Origin of the sequence: Paenibacillus antarcticus, from assembly GCF_001637225.1 — a bacterium.
Lineage (GTDB): Bacteria > Bacillota > Bacilli > Paenibacillales > Paenibacillaceae > Paenibacillus_AQ > Paenibacillus_AQ antarcticus.
In genome coordinates, this window is the sequence record NZ_LVJI01000019.1 from 97,583 (window position 1) to 115,487 (window position 17,905).

Annotated in this window: 12 protein-coding genes and 1 pseudogene; 8 read left to right on the forward strand and 5 right to left on the reverse strand. The window is 40.7% G+C overall.

Features of this window, described 5'->3' with window-relative positions; all coding sequences use genetic code 11:
- Positions 1-11 precede the first annotated feature (11 nt).
- Positions 12-1,820 carry a sensor histidine kinase gene (locus PBAT_RS15115; RefSeq protein WP_068650801.1) on the forward strand — a complete coding sequence of 603 codons (1,809 nt, stop codon included), beginning with the start codon at positions 12-14 and terminating at the stop codon, positions 1,818-1,820.
- Positions 1,798-2,985, forward strand: a complete 1,188-nt coding sequence (locus PBAT_RS15120) for a response regulator transcription factor (protein ID WP_068650802.1) — start codon at positions 1,798-1,800, stop codon at positions 2,983-2,985. Before PBAT_RS15115 ends, PBAT_RS15120 begins: the two co-directional genes overlap by 23 nt.
- Positions 2,986-3,092: 107 nt before the next feature.
- Here PBAT_RS15120 and PBAT_RS15125 read toward each other — a convergent pair whose 3' ends face one another.
- Positions 3,093-4,103, reverse strand: coding sequence for a bifunctional glycosyltransferase family 2/GtrA family protein (locus PBAT_RS15125; RefSeq protein ID WP_068650803.1), 1,011 nt, complete (start codon positions 4,101-4,103; stop codon positions 3,093-3,095).
- A 1-nt stretch (position 4,104) separates the two neighbouring features.
- The gene (locus tag PBAT_RS15130; protein ID WP_211267835.1) at positions 4,105-5,064 is read right to left on the reverse strand and encodes a phosphodiester glycosidase family protein; all 960 of its coding nucleotides are present in this window, start codon (positions 5,062-5,064) and stop codon (positions 4,105-4,107) included.
- A 256-nt stretch (positions 5,065-5,320) separates the two neighbouring features.
- On the opposite strand from PBAT_RS15130, the gene PBAT_RS15135 reads away from it, so the two are divergent.
- From PBAT_RS15135 to PBAT_RS15145, 3 genes and pseudogenes are all read left to right on the forward strand, one after another.
- The gene (locus PBAT_RS15135) at positions 5,321-6,100 is read left to right on the forward strand and encodes an alpha/beta fold hydrolase (RefSeq protein ID WP_068650804.1); all 780 of its coding nucleotides are present in this window, start codon (positions 5,321-5,323) and stop codon (positions 6,098-6,100) included.
- 153 nt (positions 6,101-6,253) lie between these two features.
- The gene (locus PBAT_RS15140; protein ID WP_068650805.1) at positions 6,254-9,487 is read left to right on the forward strand and encodes a DEAD/DEAH box helicase; all 3,234 of its coding nucleotides are present in this window, start codon (positions 6,254-6,256) and stop codon (positions 9,485-9,487) included.
- Positions 9,488-9,594: 107 nt separating this feature from the next.
- Positions 9,595-11,673, forward strand: a pseudogene (locus PBAT_RS15145) (alpha-amylase family glycosyl hydrolase); the annotation flags it as partial.
- Between the two features lie 14 nt (positions 11,674-11,687).
- Here the strand turns inward: PBAT_RS15145 and PBAT_RS15150 are convergent.
- Positions 11,688-11,993: an MGMT family protein gene (locus tag PBAT_RS15150; RefSeq protein WP_068650806.1), complete on the reverse strand. Its 306-nt coding sequence runs from the start codon at positions 11,991-11,993 to the stop codon at positions 11,688-11,690.
- 375 nt (positions 11,994-12,368) lie between these two features.
- On the opposite strand from PBAT_RS15150, the gene PBAT_RS15155 reads away from it, so the two are divergent.
- The 3 genes from PBAT_RS15155 to rnhA all read left to right on the forward strand — a co-directional run bounded on the left by PBAT_RS15155 (position 12,369) and on the right by rnhA (position 15,641).
- Positions 12,369-13,787 (forward strand): ATP-binding protein, encoded by a 1,419-nt coding sequence (locus tag PBAT_RS15155; protein ID WP_246168320.1) that lies wholly within the window; start codon positions 12,369-12,371, stop codon positions 13,785-13,787.
- A gap of 187 nt (positions 13,788-13,974) precedes the next feature.
- Positions 13,975-14,880, forward strand: a complete 906-nt coding sequence (locus PBAT_RS15160) for an AraC family transcriptional regulator (RefSeq protein ID WP_068650808.1) — start codon at positions 13,975-13,977, stop codon at positions 14,878-14,880.
- A gap of 107 nt (positions 14,881-14,987) precedes the next feature.
- Complete coding sequence (gene rnhA / locus PBAT_RS15165) at positions 14,988-15,641, forward strand: ribonuclease H (protein WP_068650817.1); 654 nt, start codon at positions 14,988-14,990, stop codon at positions 15,639-15,641.
- A 143-nt stretch (positions 15,642-15,784) separates the two neighbouring features.
- Here the strand turns inward: rnhA and PBAT_RS15170 are convergent, their stop codons facing one another.
- Both PBAT_RS15170 and PBAT_RS15175 read right to left on the reverse strand, forming a co-directional pair.
- Positions 15,785-16,132: a hypothetical protein gene (locus PBAT_RS15170; protein WP_149466256.1), complete on the reverse strand. Its 348-nt coding sequence runs from the start codon at positions 16,130-16,132 to the stop codon at positions 15,785-15,787.
- Positions 16,133-16,397: 265 nt separating this feature from the next.
- The gene (locus PBAT_RS15175) at positions 16,398-17,264 is read right to left on the reverse strand and encodes a cation diffusion facilitator family transporter (RefSeq protein WP_068650810.1); all 867 of its coding nucleotides are present in this window, start codon (positions 17,262-17,264) and stop codon (positions 16,398-16,400) included.
- Positions 17,265-17,905 lie beyond the last annotated feature (641 nt).

The window sequence follows — 17,905 nt, forward strand, 5'->3', positions numbered from 1 at the left end:
GGACAACAGGATTGGCTCGAAGATTCCGTTCTATTCATAGCCGGCTTTTTTTTCTTTTTTTAACGTGTATGACCACAATCCTTATTATCGTTAGTTTCCTTTACTATTCACGGTCGTTAGATATCATTCATTCTAAAATCAGCGATATTGCTCAGAAGAATATTTCTCAAACAGCAGGTTTGTTTGATCTCATGCTTGAGGGGTATAACAGTGTTACGAAATCATTGAATGGTAACTATGAATTAACGAGGTTACTTCAAGAGACTACTAACAACCCTGCAGTATCGGTCATTAATGAACGAACGATTACGAATATCATTGGTGCGACATTCTTTTCCCGCAAGGAGATTGTAGGGATACATATCATTACGAATGCGGGGAAGGTCTATAGTTATGAGAGACAATTCGGTGGTGTCATTGATATCAATTACGAGCAAAAAGAATGGTATCTCAAATTGAAAGCGTCTTCAGGAAATATGGTCTGGCTTGGGTTCTATCCTAGCTCACCCGTTAACAGGATGCAACAAGATACGGTATTCGTGTTTGGTAGGCAGCTCTACGATCTGACAGCTTATAAATCGATTGGCATGATGATCATCGAAACGAATCCTGCACCGATTACAGAGGCCTTATCTAATGTGAGTATCAGTCCTAATACGCGAGCATTTATTACTGGGAAAGACGATCATATCATAGCCAAGGGGGAGCAGGAGGGTGAATTTCCAGTATTAAATAACCTTCCTAAACCTTCGAATGGCCATAAGATTATTGTAGACGATGAGTCAGATCAATTGATCGTGGCTGCAAAAACCTCACTTGCGGATTGGACCATTTACGGAATAACACCGAAGAGTGATCTTAATGCTGAAATTAACCAAACCCGATTGTACTTAGCAATTGTCATTATCGCGCTAATTATTGTGTCTACGGTATTAGCTTCACTCGTATCTAGGACGATTGCTTCTCCATTGAAGCTATTGATTCGAGAAATGAAGAAAGTTGAATTGGGAAATTTCAGTGGCTCTGTGAATGTAAATTCATTTGATGAGATCAATAGCCTAGTCTCTTCCTTTAATCGCATGGTGCACCGGATGGATGAACTGATCGAACGGATTACGCTATCCTCGGTGAGTGAGAAGAACGCCCAGTTGCAGGCACTTCAATCGCAAGTGAATCCACATTTTTTATATAACACATTAGATATGATTTATTGGATGTTGGATGAGAAAGAAAATGAAAGGTTAAGTCGTGTCATTCTCTCACTTTCCCAAATGTTTCGGTATAGCAGTAATTGGGGAGAGGCGTCACAAACAACACTTGGTCAAGAGTTGGAGCAGATCCGTCATTATTTGACGATCATTGAGATTCGCTTGGATGGCAGATTGGAGACGGAGATTAACGTTTCTGAAGAATGGCTTGATGTGATTTTACCGAAAGTGACCATTCAACCAATTATCGAAAATGCAGTGAAATATGGCCTAGAACCGCTAGGCACGCCTTGCAAGTTACAAGTATTTGCGGAACAGCACGGTCATGAGCTCCATATCAGCATTACAGATCATGGATTGGGCATGGATGAAGAAACGTTACGTCAAGTTAGGGAGTCGCTTGGTATGAATGCAAACGTAGCTATTGAATCTATAGATCAACCAAGGAGAGGGATCGGATTACATAATGTACACGCTCGAATCAACATGATGTTTGGAGAAGCCTATGGTATTCGTGTTGAGAGTCATAGGGGGCAAGGAACAACCGTGACCGTTGTGATACCGATTCCGTTACAAAGGAGGCATGCAGATGAATATTCTCATCGTAGATGATGAATCTGTCATTCGAGAAGGTATAAAGCGAACGATTCAAAGGTCGTATCCGCAGTCCAATATTTATTTGGCAGCCAATCCAGAAGAGGCTGTACATATGCTACGAAGTCGTCCAATTGAGATCGTATTGACAGATATTCTTATGCCAGGTATGACAGGGCTAGAGTTGATGAAATTGACTAAAGCAAGTTATCCGCATATCCACTGGGTGATTATTTCCGCCTATTCTGAATTTGCCTATGCCAAGGAAGCGGTTCGTCTAGGAGCGGTAGATTACTTGCTTAAGCCGATAGGCAAGGATATGTTGATGGAGATGATCGGTAAGCTTGAACTAAAAATCGGATGTGAAGCGGAGATTGTCAAGTTCTCTAAATTGGTAAATACAAATTTGAAATTTCTGCGAGAGGCAGTATTTCAGCGGTGGGCTTTGGGTCTAGATATTGGAGGCATGGATATGGCTTCTGTTATTGCTAACCATCCACAATTCCAACTCGTTATGGTGAAGATGGAAAGTGACAAAGTGGTCCATTTAGAGCATTTTATTATTGATAATATTCTCACCGAATTGATTCATCAGTATGGTAAGGGATTCGCCACGAGTTATGATGCTAAAAGTGTATTGGGTCTCATAACGATTGATGAAGAGAATACCATGAAGGACCTGTTGGATAAGCTGCGCATTTATTTAAAAAGGTATGTTAAAGTCCCCTTTCAGATTTTTCATACTGAAGTGTTGTCTGATTTCAAGATTATTCCTATTGAAGTCCAGCGGATGCATCAAGACTCTATCTCTCATAAATTTGAGTATTATGCGACAGGTGGGAGCCAAGTCATTGAGGTCGCATTACAATATATCAAGACCTATTACAATTCGGACTTGACCTTAGAAAAAATCGCTTCGATTGTCTATCTGAACCCAGTTTATTTCAGCCAAGTCTTCAAACAAAAGACCGGGTATGGTTTCAAAGAATATGTGATTCAATTACGTATGGAACAAGCCAAGCAATTACTACTTAATCCACAACTGAAGCTTGCTGATATATCGGAACGTGTAGGGTATCAGGATGTGAAGCATTTTACACAACTGTTTCGTAAGAAATTCAACGTCACACCTACAGAGTATCGACAGGAACATCGAAGTGAAGTACGAACAGTGGGTTCATGATACATGAAGTTGATGCAATCTTCTTCTGTTGAAGATGAGGGGTGTCCCGAATACCACGATTTTGGCATTCGGGACACCCCTCTTTTAACTAGAAACGACGCGGAAATCTAATACACATATCTACGCTGGGCCCAATAACTGATAAGGAAGATGGAAGCTTCGGTTAGTAGCTTTGCAAGGATTAGCGGCATGCCTAGTTGTTCATGATACATAAACAAGACGCCATAATTTAATAGAAGCACGATGATGGCAAGGGTGAAGTATTTGGTCAATGAAGTGCGGAGTGTTGAATCTTGACTCGTTGCAAAAACATACCTTCTGTTCATCGTGAAGTTAAAGGTGGAGCTACAAATTCTTGATAATAGTACAGCAATAAATAGATTGCCAGTGAAGTATTGGATCTGCAGAAGCAGAATGAAATCCAGGATACCAGACAGGAAAGATGAGGCACTGAATAGAAGGATCGGGAGATATACACTGATAGAATCCATGAGTGGTCGGAAATGAGAGGACTTATTATGCTCTAAATAAATGGTGTTGATAAAAAGTTCATCGATGGCATATCCGTCTTTTTGCGCTCTTAACAGCATGTTCATCTCATATTCAAACCGTTCTCCTGGAATCTGACACAGCCAATCAAGCATATGAGCAGGAAATCCACGAAGTCCGGTCTGCGTATCATGGATCTTGATACCAGTCGTGAAGGAGTACACCATTCGTGTGAGCGTGTTCCCAAAGCGACTACGAAAGGGAACTTTACCGCTGAACTGCCGACTTCCGAGCATGAGATGACGACCTGGTTCATCTAGCTCTTGAGAGATTCTCATAATATCCTCGGGAAGATGTTGCCCATCACTATCTGCACATATGATGTTACCTTGCTCACCGATATCTTTTAAATAGTGAAAGCCTGTTTTGAGAGCACCGCCTTTACCTCGATTAGTATCGTGATGTAAGACGGTGCAGCCAGATGTTTCTAAGACTTTGAAAATATGTTGGTACAGTTCTCCGCTACCGTCATCTACAACGAGGATGTCTACATCGGATAGTTCCTTTAGACGATAGACCAAGAGTAGTAGTCTTTCATCGGGTTCATAAGAAGGTATAAGTATAGTCATGTCAGTTCGCCTCTCTTATGTAAAGGATGTCGCTGACACCACGTTCTTTGTTTTTACCCAAGGGACTATTTACGACTTGACCCATGAAATACATCGTCGACGAACCACCACCGTCAAGATTATAGGCTTCCGTACAACCGAGATTTGCAAATACCTTGGCAAATTCAGATAGGGTCATGCCTTTACTGTAACCCGTCATACGACCATCAACGACAATAAATACATAATGATTAGGGCCAATCATACCGATGCCTGTTCTTGGGTTCGAATTCTGGATGGAGCGGTTTCCGAAGTTGGTATCGACTTTTAAATGATCGAAATTATCGATAACTGTACCGTCTTTGATGAGCGTCGGTCCAAAGGAGTATGTGTTGGTTACGCCACTTGCGAGTAATGAAGCGGAAGATAGATCTTCTTCATCATAAGATTTCATTGTACCGTCTTTGAATAATGCAAGGGCAGTCCTTACGGGGGTATCCCGATATACAGTGCCATTTCGGATAATCACACCGTCGTCTCGGAACCCGTAATAATCGCCGTTAATGGCAAATATCGCATCGTTATTAGCAGCAATGGTAGAGGTGTTCTCAATAATATTGCGTCCAAAGCTATCATTAGCAAAGGCGGAGAGTAGGGTACTCGAATCTTTAAGCACGACATCCGCAACATAGTAGGTGATTTGATCATTTCCAGAACCCGTCTGTACCTGATCAATCTTGATCTGAATATCGTCACTGGTATAACTAGTATCGTCATATTTGGCGTTGCTTGTACTTACTTCACTTGGATTACTGAGGTTGCCTGTTTTACTGGATGTTGTATTCTCATTCTGAACGACGACTTCAACATGTTCGATCAAATATCGGTTCGCAAGGGCATATAGGATGCTTCCAATGCCAACAACAATGAGGGTTATAACAATAAATAACGTTCGTTTCTTTTTCTTCTTGTTCATCTCCATAACTGCCACTCTCCATCCATTTCTTCAATCCGATTGTTGATTTGTTGTTATCACTGGGAGATTTACATCTACGAACCATCATACAAGTGTCAACTGAATTGAAACTGAATGGTAGTTGAATGTTTGATTAAAGAGTTGGGTGGACTGATCTGTAATGGTTAGATTTATCTAATCATTGGCTTGGGTATTCACCTATATTTCCTTAAGTGAATATCTTATGACTAATAATAAGATCGCTAATCGGAGGAATAAAGAAATGGGCTATTATGTGAATGTTGAACCGGGTGTGAAATATTATGTTGAAGATGTAAATCCGGCGGGGAAGAAGACGATACTATTTATACATGGCTGGCCCTTAAGCCATAAGCAGTTCGAGTATCAATTTAATGTTCTTCCTGCATTAGGATATCGTTGTATTGGGATTGACTGGAGAGGGTTTGGTAAGTCGGATAAACCTTTTGATGGGTACAATTATGACCGATTGGCGGATGATATTCGGGCTGTCGTTGCCGCTCTTCAATTAGAGAACTTCACAATAGCGGCTCACTCGACGGGTGGAGCCATCGCCATTCGTTATATGGGCAGATATCAAGGATACGGCGTATCTAAACTTGTCTTAATCGACGCTGCATCGCCCACGGGGTTTACGGCAGATACAGCGAATCAGTTTTTAACACTAACGTATAATGATCGACCTAATATGCTTCAAAAAGTAACGGATATGTTTTTCTTTCAATATGTAACCAGCCGGTTCTCCGATTGGTTCTTTCAAATGGGGTTAAAAGCAGCCAGCTGGTCGACCGCGGCCATTATAATTATGCTCAGAGATGAGAATGTGAATAATGACCTTGATAAAATACATGTACCAACTTTAATTATTCATGGTATTCATGATAAAGTGATTCCATTTGCAAGTGCTCAGGTGCTAAATTCCAAAATACGAAATTCACAGCTTGTTCCATTTCAATATAGCGGCCACGGCGCCTTCTGGGAAGAACGCGAGAAGTTCAATCAATTATTAACACAATTTGTTTAATAGCTACTACAGTCCGGTTCTCTCCTGAGGGCCGGATTTTTGTTGAGAAGAACGCTCTAATCATTCGCGGTAAAGGGGGTAAGCAGAAGAGTAGAAGATTATCTGTTATTATAGGAAATATACAATGCCCTTTCATTAGGAGGATACAAGGTAATGGACGTTCAGTTGACCCCAAGCAGCATTAGATTGTGGTGTGGAAAGAACTCTTATGTTAAAGGAGAGTCCTACTACCAAACGGGAAAAGTAACTTTTACATATACAGATTCGGATACCGGATTCTATACAGCGACTGTCAAAGGCAAAAGCACAGAGCAGGTTACGGTGAAGATAGATTCCGCAGGTGATGTATTTGCAGAGTGCACGTGCCCCACATTATCTTCGTATGATCTGTACTGCCAACATATCGCAGCTGTGCTTCTAAATATTCATGACATACAACAGCGAAGTGAGCAGGAAGAAGAACCTATAAGCGTATCAGCAGGAGAGACGCAATTGACCAACTTTATGTTGGAGTTATTTGCTGAAAAGACGATTCGTACAACCCATAAGCGCAAATACTTCGATTCAAGAACGCCGCTTGACGTGGAGTTCACATGTAAACCGATATATAACGGGTATCGAAAGTATATTTTCGGTATAGAAATCAAGATCGGACCTTCACGGTTATATGTCGTGAAGAACGTAAGTGAACTACTTGATGTTATTGAACGAGAGGAGACCTATGTATTCTCCAATCTTTTTACATATGACCCGGAAATTCATTGTTTCTCTAAAGAAAATGATGCAGTCATTCGTCATCTGATTGCGATCAATAACAGTGAAGAGATATACCAAGAACTTGCCATCATGGAAGCGAGTCAAAGGAACCGTCTATTAATGATTCCTCCGATTTACTGGAATGATCTACTTCTACTGTTTATGAAGGCGCAAGTCGTTAAGTTAGCTCATGGGGATTTTGTTCAAGATGGGATTTCCGTATCCGATGAGACGATCCCCATTCGATTTGAGTTCGATCATAATCCGGGACAAGGTTATTATCTAGACATCCAAGGGTTAGATGCGATATCGATTATGGAGTCATATGGCGTGGTCTTATTCGGGGCGAAGCTTGTGAAGTTACCTGATGAAGAAATCAAACGTCTTGCAGAGTTGAAGCATATGGTAGTCACTTCCCACAAACCGTACATTCGGATTGCCCAGGAGCAACTTGATATTTTTATGGAAAAGGTCATTCCAGGCTTGATGAAGATTGGGAGCGTCCATATCGCAAAGGCAGTGTCTGAACGTATGGTGCAAACGCCTTTGAAGGCAAAATTATATTTGGACCGTGTAAAGGATCGCTTGTTAGCTGGATTAGAGTTCCATTACGGGGGCGTCATCATTAATCCCCTGGATGAAGAGAATAACCAGCAACGTGGAGATGATCGTATTCTAATGCGCGATGGCGATTTGGAAATGAGAATACTTGATCTTATGGATCAAAGTCCATTTGCGAAGTCGGAAACAGGATATTTTCTAGCAGATGAAGATGCAGAGTATGATTTCTTATATAAGGTCGTCCCACAAATGCAAAAGCTGGTCGAAGTATATGCCACTACCGCAGTGAAAGCAAGAATCCATTATGGACTTACTAGTCCAAAGATAACGGTAGATATGGATTCCAGACATGATTGGCTAGAATTCAAGTTCGATATCGATGGGATTCCAGAACAAGAAATCCGTCATCTATTGAAGTCTCTTGAGGAGAAGAGTAAGTACTATCGATTATCCAGTGGGGCATTAGTACCCCTTGAGGGTGAGAAGTTTCAGGAGATGCTACGTTTCATGAATGAAGCGGGTATCGGCACAGGAAAGATGACAGGACCGGACATTCGTCTGCCAGTTATTCATGGGCTTAAGTTGCTGGACTATCAAGACACAGGTAAAACCATTCGGTTGAGTAAATCATTCCGTCGGCTTCTCGAGAACATGCGTAATCCTGATCTCATGGACTACCCATTGCCGGAAAGTCTAACATCTGTACTTCGCGATTATCAGCAATACGGTTATCAATGGATGAAGACACTTGCCAACTATCGATTTGGTGGGATTCTGGCAGATGATATGGGACTTGGTAAAACACTACAAAGTATTGCCTTCATTGTCTCCGTATTGCCTGAGATAAGACGTGAGAAGATGCCGGCTTTAATCGTTGCACCCGCCTCTCTGGTATACAATTGGCGCAATGAATTGAAGAAATTTGCACCTGAAGTGATTGTGAATATCGTTGACGGTACGCAGGAAGAACGCAGCCGTATGGTGAAGAACGTATCAGGAGTGGATGTCCTGATTACCTCGTATCCGTTAATACGTAGAGATTTCGAATATTATGCTGGATCAACGTTCCATACGCTAATTCTGGATGAGGCACAGACTTTCAAGAACCATACGACACAGACGGCACAGACGGTAAGGAGAATTCGGGCGCGACATCGATTTGCACTCACGGGAACGCCCGTGGAGAATTCAATCGACGAGCTATGGTCTATTTTCGATGTGGTATTCCCAGAGTTATTTACAAGTCGAAAGGTCTTTGCGAACTTATCTAGAGATAATGTGGCTAAGCGAATCCGTCCGTTCTTACTGCGGCGCCTTAAGAGTGATGTACTGAAGGAGCTACCGGACAAGATCGAATCGATACAGGTATCCGAATTGCTACCAGAGCAGAAGAAGTTCTACGTAGCTTATTTGGCAGAACTGAAGCATGAAACGGTGAAACATTTGAAGGAGAAGAGCTTCCAGAAGAATCGCATCAAGATACTAGCCGGGTTGACGAGACTCCGTCAGTTGTGTTGCCATCCTGCGCTGTTCGTCCCAGAGTACACAGGGAGTTCTGCTAAATTCGAGCAACTGTTGGAGATTATTGAAGAATGTCGGAGTGCGGGTAAGCGAATGTTGGTATTCTCACAATTTACAGAGATGCTCGGCTTGATCAGAAGAGAAATGGGTCGGCAAGGCATACCTTATTTCTACTTGGATGGACAAACACCGGTTTCAGATCGAGTGGAGTTGTGTAATCGATTTAATGAAGGAGAGCACGACTTGTTCCTCATCTCCTTAAAGGCGGGAGGTACGGGACTAAACCTTACGGGAGCAGATACCGTTATCCTTTATGATCTATGGTGGAACCCTGCGGTAGAGGAACAGGCAGCTGATCGTGCACATCGCATTGGACAAAAGAAAGTCGTACAAGTCATACGCCTTGTTGCACAAGGCACTGTCGAAGAAAAGATGCATGAATTACAGCAGAAGAAGAGAAATTTGATCGACGAAGTGATTCAGCCGGGTCAACAGGAATTGTCATTGCTATCGGAGGATGAAATTCGTGAAATTCTGATGATTGAGTAATGAGCTGAATCATGTTTTTCCTTCTCCTAAGAATAGAATATTCACATCTATCTCATAATTGAAGTATATACGTCATGATAGATGGATGGGAGTGATAGACAATGGATTGGAAAGTACTCGATGAACGGTACTATTACGAGGGGGACGACCTCGGAGCAACCTATAAGGAAGATGGAGTAAGGTTTAAAATTTGGGCACCGATTGCAAGTAGTGTCACAGTGAAATTGTATGACAAACAAGATGCTTCTCAGTTTATTGGTAGCGTTAACTTGAACCTCGGAGATCGGGGAGTGTGGTCTACAGAGGTATCACCGGTGGATCTGGATGTTAAGGATCTTCGAGGATATTTCTATCAATATGAAGTGACCAATAATGAAGAGACTAGGCAAGTTCTCGATCCTTATGCGAAATCAATGGCTATATGCAGAGTGGATACAACAGGACAGCCAGGTCCGGATGGGGATAGGATTGGAAAAGCAGCGATTGTTGATTTGAGTGAAACTAATCCTGACCAATATGATTTTGCGAGTATTGAAGGGTACAAGACGAGATGTGATGCAATCATCTGGGAAGTACATATACGAGATTTCACATCGGATCCTTCAATAGAAAATGAATTGAATGCAAGATGGGGATCCTTTAGTGCTTTTAAAGACAAGATTGATTATATCCAATCACTTGGTGTTACACATGTGCAACTGCTTCCTGTGATGGCGTGGTATTTCGGAGACGAGGCTGCAATGGGGGAGAGACAACTAGAATACTCAACTAAGGACAATGTCTATAGCTGGGGATACGATCCACACCACTATTTCTCCCCGGATGGTGCATATTCAGAGGACCCTACCGATCCGCAACTGAGAATTAAAGAGTTAAAAGCAATGATTCATACCATTCATGAAGCGGGAATGGGTGTCATATTAGACGTTGTGTACTCACATATGGCGTTAGCTGACTTTCTGAATGATATCGTTCCGAACTATTATGCATGGCAGAATGCAGAGGGACAGTTTATAGGTGGGTTTGGAAATAATCTAGCAAGTAATCATAAGATGGCTAAGAAGCTGATGGTTGATTCTGTGAAGTACTGGTTCAAGGAGTACAAAATTGATGGCATGCGCTGGGACATGATGGGCGATTTAACCTATGAGGCTGTCCAAGAAGCTTTTAACGCAGCAGTCGATCTTAATGCTAACGCGTTGTTTATCGGGGAAGGCTGGAGAAGTTTTCAGGGACATTTATCAGAGACAACGCTTGCAGGTAAAGGTGCAACCCAAGACTGGATGAATAAGACCAATGATGTTGGCGTATTCTCCGATGAGATTAGAAATGAATTGAAATCGGGATTTGATCTTGAAGGTGAACCGAGGTTTCTTACAGGTGGAGCCCGAGATATCTCAGTCATCTTCAATAACATCAAAGCACAACCTTCGAATATACCAACGGACAACCCGGGCGATATTGTGCAGTATATAGAAGCGCATGACAATCTCACCTTATATGATGTAATTGTACAAACGACCAAGAGGGATCCAGCCATACCGGCTAACGACCTAGAAATACATAGACGAGTTAGACTAGGAAATGCATTGATTTTAACTTCGCAAGGAACGGCCTTTCTCCATGCTGGACAGGAATATGGTCGAACGAAACAGTGGATGGCGGTCGGTATACCGGAACAGAAGTATTATGCTTTTGAGGATAAAGAGGGTCGGATATTCGGATATTTCATTCATGATTCATTTGACTCATCGGATGCTATCAATAGATTTGATTGGGCGAAGGCGACGGATGCACTTCGGTATCCTGTGAATCATATAACGAGGGAGTATACCGCTGGATTGGTGGCACTGAGGAGATCTACAAATGCATTTCGATTGGATGATCAAGCGTTAATCAACACGAACGTGACACAGATTGAGGCACCTGAAATGAAAGCATGCGACCTTATGATCGGTTATAAGAATAAGGCAACGGATGATACTGGGAACTATCACGTATTTGTGAATGCAGACAGTAGAAGAAGGAAATTAACACTGAAAGAGGATTTGACGGCGGGAAGAGTATTAGTCGATCAGGATGAAGCCGGGACCGTAGAGGTGTCTAACAAAGTAGGTTTTGAACTTTCAGCTCATTCGATTACCTTAGATCCGTTAACCGTAGTTATTATTAATACGATGGAATGAATCGCTATCGATGGTTATCCATTGTACCGATGAACGGATAAGTCAATGCGTCCAGCCTCGTTGGTCTTAATACCCTCTTCTTCTAGTATAATCTTTTGAAGAAATCGCGACTCATCTTCTGTTATCGCTATTTCACCCTTGGCGTTGATGACTCTGTGCCAAGGGAGACCATGCTTGTCGCTCATCGTGTGTAGGATACGAACAACTTGTCTGGCTCCACGTGGACTTCCAGCAGTCGCAGCAATCTGACCGTACGTCATAACTTTTCCACTAGGAATTGCTCGAATAATATCAATGACTTGTTGCGTAAATGGTTGCATGTGGTCCTCCTAGTTTTACATGATTTATATTTAATATTTAAGTATTAGTGTATCATTTTTTCTCTTTCAATAAAAAATTCCACCTTTAAGATAACAATTTATATCTATTTACTAAGATTTAGATAGAGAAAGTAGGACTAGCAAGTTAGAATGAAGATAAAGAAAGCATACATAGGAGTCACGATTGATGAATAGCAAAGAATGAAGGTAGATACAATGAAATTTGACTTGATAATTAGGGAATCTAACCAACGGTGCATAGATCTTGGGATTAGATCAGACCTACAACCCAGGGTTAAAAGATGTTTATCAGCTAAGGAATTAGAGATAGAAATCAATAATTATTGCGAAGTATTGGAGGTAATTAATTACTTCGTGGATAAGTTTCTTGCCTCTACATCAGGTGACCCGTATCTCATTGCAATTTCGAATGATGAGGGATACATTCTTTCATTTAGAGGCGATACTACCATGATCGATGCTGCGAGTAAGTTTGGTATTATAGAGGGGATACAAGCTAACGAAGATTTAGGGACCAACGCTATTGGGCTATGTCTTCGTTACGGTCAGCCGATTGAACTTATAGGTAAGGATCATTATCATACTGTCCTACAGGATATGGTTTGTTGTGCTTCTCCTATCTATGGTGACGGAGGAAAACGTATCGTCGGAACATTATCATTAATGACAGTGAAGGAATATAGCCATCCGAGCCTACTTGCTTTGATAAGTACACTGGCCGATTCTATTGAACGTGAGATACTATTACGTAGGCAGAATACAGAACATCATATTTTAAATCAGGTATTATTAGAGACGAATTATTATGGCGTAGTTGTAACGGATGCTTTTGGACGTGTCGTGGAATTAAATGAAAATATCCTTAGGATGCTTAACTGGGATGACCAAGATAAAGAGAGATATCTCTACAGCTCTATATGTGAAGTGAGTCTTATAGGGGATTTTTTTCAAGATGTCATCGACAAGGGCAAGGCATATGTTGGTGTAGAGTTAGCACTTCAAGTGACAGGGGCTATTCGCTATTACATGTTAGATGTAGTTCCTATCTACGATCACCAGATTCTAATTCGTATCGTCGGAACCTTGCGCAATATTACGGAAATGAAAAAAACAGAAGTGTTATTACGTAATACGGAGAAATTAGTGTATGCAGGTGAAGTTGCAGTAAGTATAGCTCACGAGATTAGAAATCCCCTCACGACCATTAAAGGTATGATTCAATTATCAGGTAAAGATTCGAAATTACTTCATTATGACCTTATTATGTCTGAACTAGAGAGAATGAATGTTATCATAAGTGACTTTATGATTTTGGGTAAGCCTAAAGAAGTTCGGTTCTCAGAAGAGTATAGTAGTACAATTATCAGAGAAGTGCTGAGTATCTTCCAAATTCATGCGGACATAAATGGTATTTCGATCGTAAGTGAGATTATACAAGATGAACAAGTTAAGTGTGATCGTAATCAGTTGAAGCAAGTATTCTTAAATATACTTCGAAATGCAATGGAAGCGTTACCCTTAGGAGGAGAAATTTACATCTCATTAGACATAGAAGGTTCTTTCCAACGAATAAGGATTGCAGATAATGGAGAGGGCATGACCCCTGAAGTATTGAGTAGAATCGGCAAACCCTTTTACACGACTAAAAGTGATGGTAATGGTCTAGGCATGATGATCGTGAATAATATTGTTGCGTCACATCATGGACGTGTGAATATTACTAGCGAGATAGATAAGGGGACAACCGTTGCTATCCTATTGCCAATCAGATAGGTCAAGATGTACGAGAAATAGAATGAAGATAATAGAGCAACGGCTAACAAGCTCGGATGCTCTTTTTTTTGAATATAAAGAAGCCTACATATAATTTGAATTCTCGCAAAAGATGTTCATTTAGGAACAGTCGTTACCCTTAGAAATGGTTACAATGGAGGTACATATCTTTGTGAGGAGGAAGATGATGAGCTACATGATGTGCTTTCAGAAGAGTATTGATTACATTGAGGAGCATCTAAAAGACAAAATTACTGTGGAAGAGCTAGCTGGAATCTCGGGATTCTCAACGTATCACTTCTATCGTTTATTCTATATTTACGTAGGCATGCCTCCTATGGACTATGTGAGAAAAAGGCGTCTTGCCTATGCAGTAGCAGAGTTATTCCAAGGCAAGCGTATCATCGATATTGCAATGGATTATGGCTTCGAGACACATGCGGGCTTTGGTAAAGCATTTCGAAAAGTATATGGGTGTTCCCCCGAGCAATATCGTAGCCATGCAAGTGGAAAGATCCCAAGTAAAGTTAACCTTAGAACGTATCACGAATTTCTAAACGTAGGAGGAATTATTCTAGACCCTACCTTTTGTACCAAACCATCATTCAATATTATAGGGTATGGCTTGCAAACGACCCTTGAAGGGGATTATAGCAAACGGGGAATTCCGGCATTATGGGATTACTTTAATGTAGAAGGACTTGAAGCGAACTTATATGAACAGATCAAGCCGAAGGAACACGGGGAGTATTGTTTATGTTATCCACCAACAGACTTGGAGTCCGGAAGTTTCACATATGTCATTGGTGTTAAAGATGATTCTTTTGTAAAAGCTACACGAGATATGTTTACCGGCGTCGTTCCGGAGGCGACGTATGCAGTGTTCACAACGCCACCCGCGAATTATGATAATCATGGCTTTGCACAAGCGATTGCTGGGGTATGGAGATATATTTTTGAAGAATGGTTTCCGAATTCGGGCTATGAATTTGCACCAGATAAAGTGGACTTTGAATTCTATGATGAAAGATGCCATAGCCAGATAGGTGCCGTAATGAATATATATATCCCTGTTGTGAAATGTCATCCATAAATGAATTAGAAATGGCGACACTTATAGAAGGTCTATCTATCACTTCGCGTGGTAGCCGTTTATAATTATATAAGGGTTTGAATGGAATGAGGAAGGGACGATTATTCGTGGCTAAGCAAAAATATTATGTAGTATGGGTTGGAAATACGCCTGGAATCTATACGAATTGGCCTGAGTGCCAATCTCAAGTAGCCCAATTTAAAGATGCCAAATATAAGTCATATGAATCGAAATCTGAAGCGGAACAGGCCTATCGAGAGGGCTGGAAACAGCATTGGGGACAGAAGAAGTCAGAAGGTAAAGCTCCTGCGAAAAGACGGACAAGTAAGTCTGCATCTGAGAAGCCAATAGAAGAGATTGACTATAACAGCATTTCAGTTGATGTAGGAACTAGGGGGAATCCTGGTCCAATCGAATATCGAGGTGTTAATACGCAGACAGGGGAGGTTATATTCTCTCAAGGCCCCATTCTCAAGGGTACGAATAATCTGGGAGAGTTCTTAGCTATTGTGCATTCCTTAGCGTATTTGAAAAAAGAAGGAAGTACAAAGACGGTGTATAGCGACTCTCGTACTGCTTTGAAATGGGTGAGAGAGAAGCAAGTGGCGACAACGTTAGAACGGGATGAATCAACCAAGGAAGTGTGGGGTTTAGTAGATCGCGCGCTACATTGGTTACAAACGAATCACTATGATAATCAGGTACGTAAGTGGGAAACGAAAGAATGGGGAGAAATTAAAGCTGATTATGGTAGAAAATAAATAAATGTATACGTTATATAGAAGTGAAGTCTCTGAAATGTACAAAAAAGTGAGATACAAACTGTGGCCAGTTTGTATCTCACTTTTCGTTATTCACTTCTCTAAGGGCAAATCGTTACACGATATTATTGTACGATGTCATATTAAAGACCATGCACACTTTGTGTAATCAGATCTCTAACTTCGGACTTTTGTTCTTTGTATTGTTGATCTGTAAGGTTACCACGGGCATAACGCTGGTCAATATGAGCTGTTAATTCAGCAACCTGTAAGTTAATTACCTTTTGAACGTCAACATCATTATCTTTTGCAAGATCAGCAAGTGTATTTCCATCATATAATGCATTATATAATTCTTCATTAGAAGAAAGCTTAAGAATGTGAAGTAAGTCTTCTTTGACTGGAGCGGTTGTATTTAGGTCTAGCATAATTGGACTTGCGCTTGCGTGGCTATTCCAAGAAACTCCACCGACGGTTATAGCAAATACCATGCTGCCGACAATAATGATTTTCTTCATAAGTACCTCATTTCTAAATATGTAATTCTAATATATTCAACGTGTAATGTAGCCGTTTGTATCAATCGTAATATCTCAATTATAAAGCTCTTACCTTAGTTCTAGCTTAAATTTGGTTTAAGATACGTTAAAATAAGAAAAACCTTCTCAAGATGTGCCCTATAGTAGTTAACCATCCTGTGAAGGTTTCAAACGTGATATTCAATTAAAGTAAAAATATCATTTTAGTCTATAGTTTCTATTCTATAGGTTCAATATGAACATGAATATGCGAAATCTTATGCTCCGTCAGCATACGGTCTTCGATATCTTCTGATATATAATGACTTTCCACAACATTTAAGTAACCATTTACCTGAATAGTTACATCAACCAACACATTATTTCCTAGTACTCGAGCTTTAATATCCTTAATAGACTCTACACCTGGGGTATCAGCGACCGTTTGTTTTATTTTAACAAGCTCTTGCTCATCAAATCCATCAGTTAAAGCGTGAGAGGCATCCTTAAAAATATCCCAAGCTGTTTTAACAATAATCAATCCTACGAGAGTGGCAGCCAGTGGATCTAACCAAGGTAATCCGAACTGAGACCCGACGATTCCAATGAAAGCACCTATACTGACAAATGCATCTGATCGATTATCTTGTGCTGCGGCAGTTATGGCACGACTGTTAATCCTTCTTGCAAGACGTATATTATATCGATATACAAACATCATAACGATAGCACAGAACAAGGCTGTCCATGCTGCGATCATATTGGGAGTACCTATAGTGGGTTCAAAGAATTTCTGCACCGCTTGATATAATACTTGAGCTCCAACAGCAATCATAATGAAGGATGCTACTAGCGCGGCGACCGTCTCAGCACGGAAATGACCATACTTATGATCATGATCGGGTGGTCTGCGGGAAATCTTTAGACCAATCAGAACGGCGAATGAGGCAATAATGTCAGTTGTATTGTTTAGACCATCGGCAAGTAATGCTTCGGATCCAGCGGCGAGACCAATAAATAATTTAAGCGCAGAGAGACATACATAGGCAATGATACTGACCCATGCACCTTTTTCGCCTTCTCTAATTTCGTTGTAAGCATCCAAATTAGCGTGACCTCCGAATTTTGTGGTCTACTGATCATACTGGAAATGATATGTGTGGGTCTAGAGAAACAGTCTTGCCCTAGACCTCAAAAATAGTACATCAACAACTTATTTAGTTTGGGTGAAGACCTCTATAATGAAGTAATAATTCACAGAGGCATCTACAACTGTGTTCTAACAAGGTTAATATACAGTTATACCGGTGAGAAGTCACAAATATTATTGAGCTATTGAACAGTCGCTAACCATTAGTATGAAAAATAGAATGAAAGTGTTTAGACATTTGTCAATTATTACAACTTGTTATCATAGTGCTAGACATGATATATTCTTATTCCGGCCAGTAAATAACACATTTATTGAATCGGTAAGCGAATATCAATTGAAAATTAAATTGAAAAAAAGCTTGCGTAAACAAAACGAACATGTTATGATATAAAAGTTGTCACCGAGAAACACTGGTAACGACAAAACGGAATAATTGGTCTTTGAAAACTGAACAACGAGTGAGTAGATTTCACGAAAATGAAATCAAAACAAATGAGAAATCATTTGATAGAGAATGTAAATTCTCGCCAGTTTGTTTCAAAATGAGCATTTCGCTCTTTCTAAATACCAATTTGGAGAGTTTGATCCTGGCT

What these genes read in the sequence shown, in the direction of transcription:
- PBAT_RS15160 (WP_068650808.1), top strand. Translation starts at nt 13,975, where the DNA reads ATGAGCTACATGATGTGCTTTCAGAAGAGTATTGATTACATTGAGGAG.
- PBAT_RS15150 (WP_068650806.1), bottom strand. Translation starts at nt 11,993, where the DNA reads ATGCAACCATTTACGCAACAAGTCATTGATATTATTCGAGCAATTCCT.
- PBAT_RS15130 (WP_211267835.1), bottom strand. Translation starts at nt 5,064, where the DNA reads ATGGAGATGAACAAGAAGAAAAAGAAACGAACGTTATTTATTGTTATA.
- PBAT_RS15135 (WP_068650804.1), top strand. Translation starts at nt 5,321, where the DNA reads ATGGGCTATTATGTGAATGTTGAACCGGGTGTGAAATATTATGTTGAA.
- PBAT_RS15140 (WP_068650805.1), top strand. Translation starts at nt 6,254, where the DNA reads ATGGACGTTCAGTTGACCCCAAGCAGCATTAGATTGTGGTGTGGAAAG.
- PBAT_RS15170 (WP_149466256.1), bottom strand. Translation starts at nt 16,132, where the DNA reads ATGGTATTTGCTATAACCGTCGGTGGAGTTTCTTGGAATAGCCACGCA.
- PBAT_RS15125 (WP_068650803.1), bottom strand. Translation starts at nt 4,103, where the DNA reads ATGACTATACTTATACCTTCTTATGAACCCGATGAAAGACTACTACTC.
- PBAT_RS15120 (WP_068650802.1), top strand. Translation starts at nt 1,798, where the DNA reads ATGAATATTCTCATCGTAGATGATGAATCTGTCATTCGAGAAGGTATA.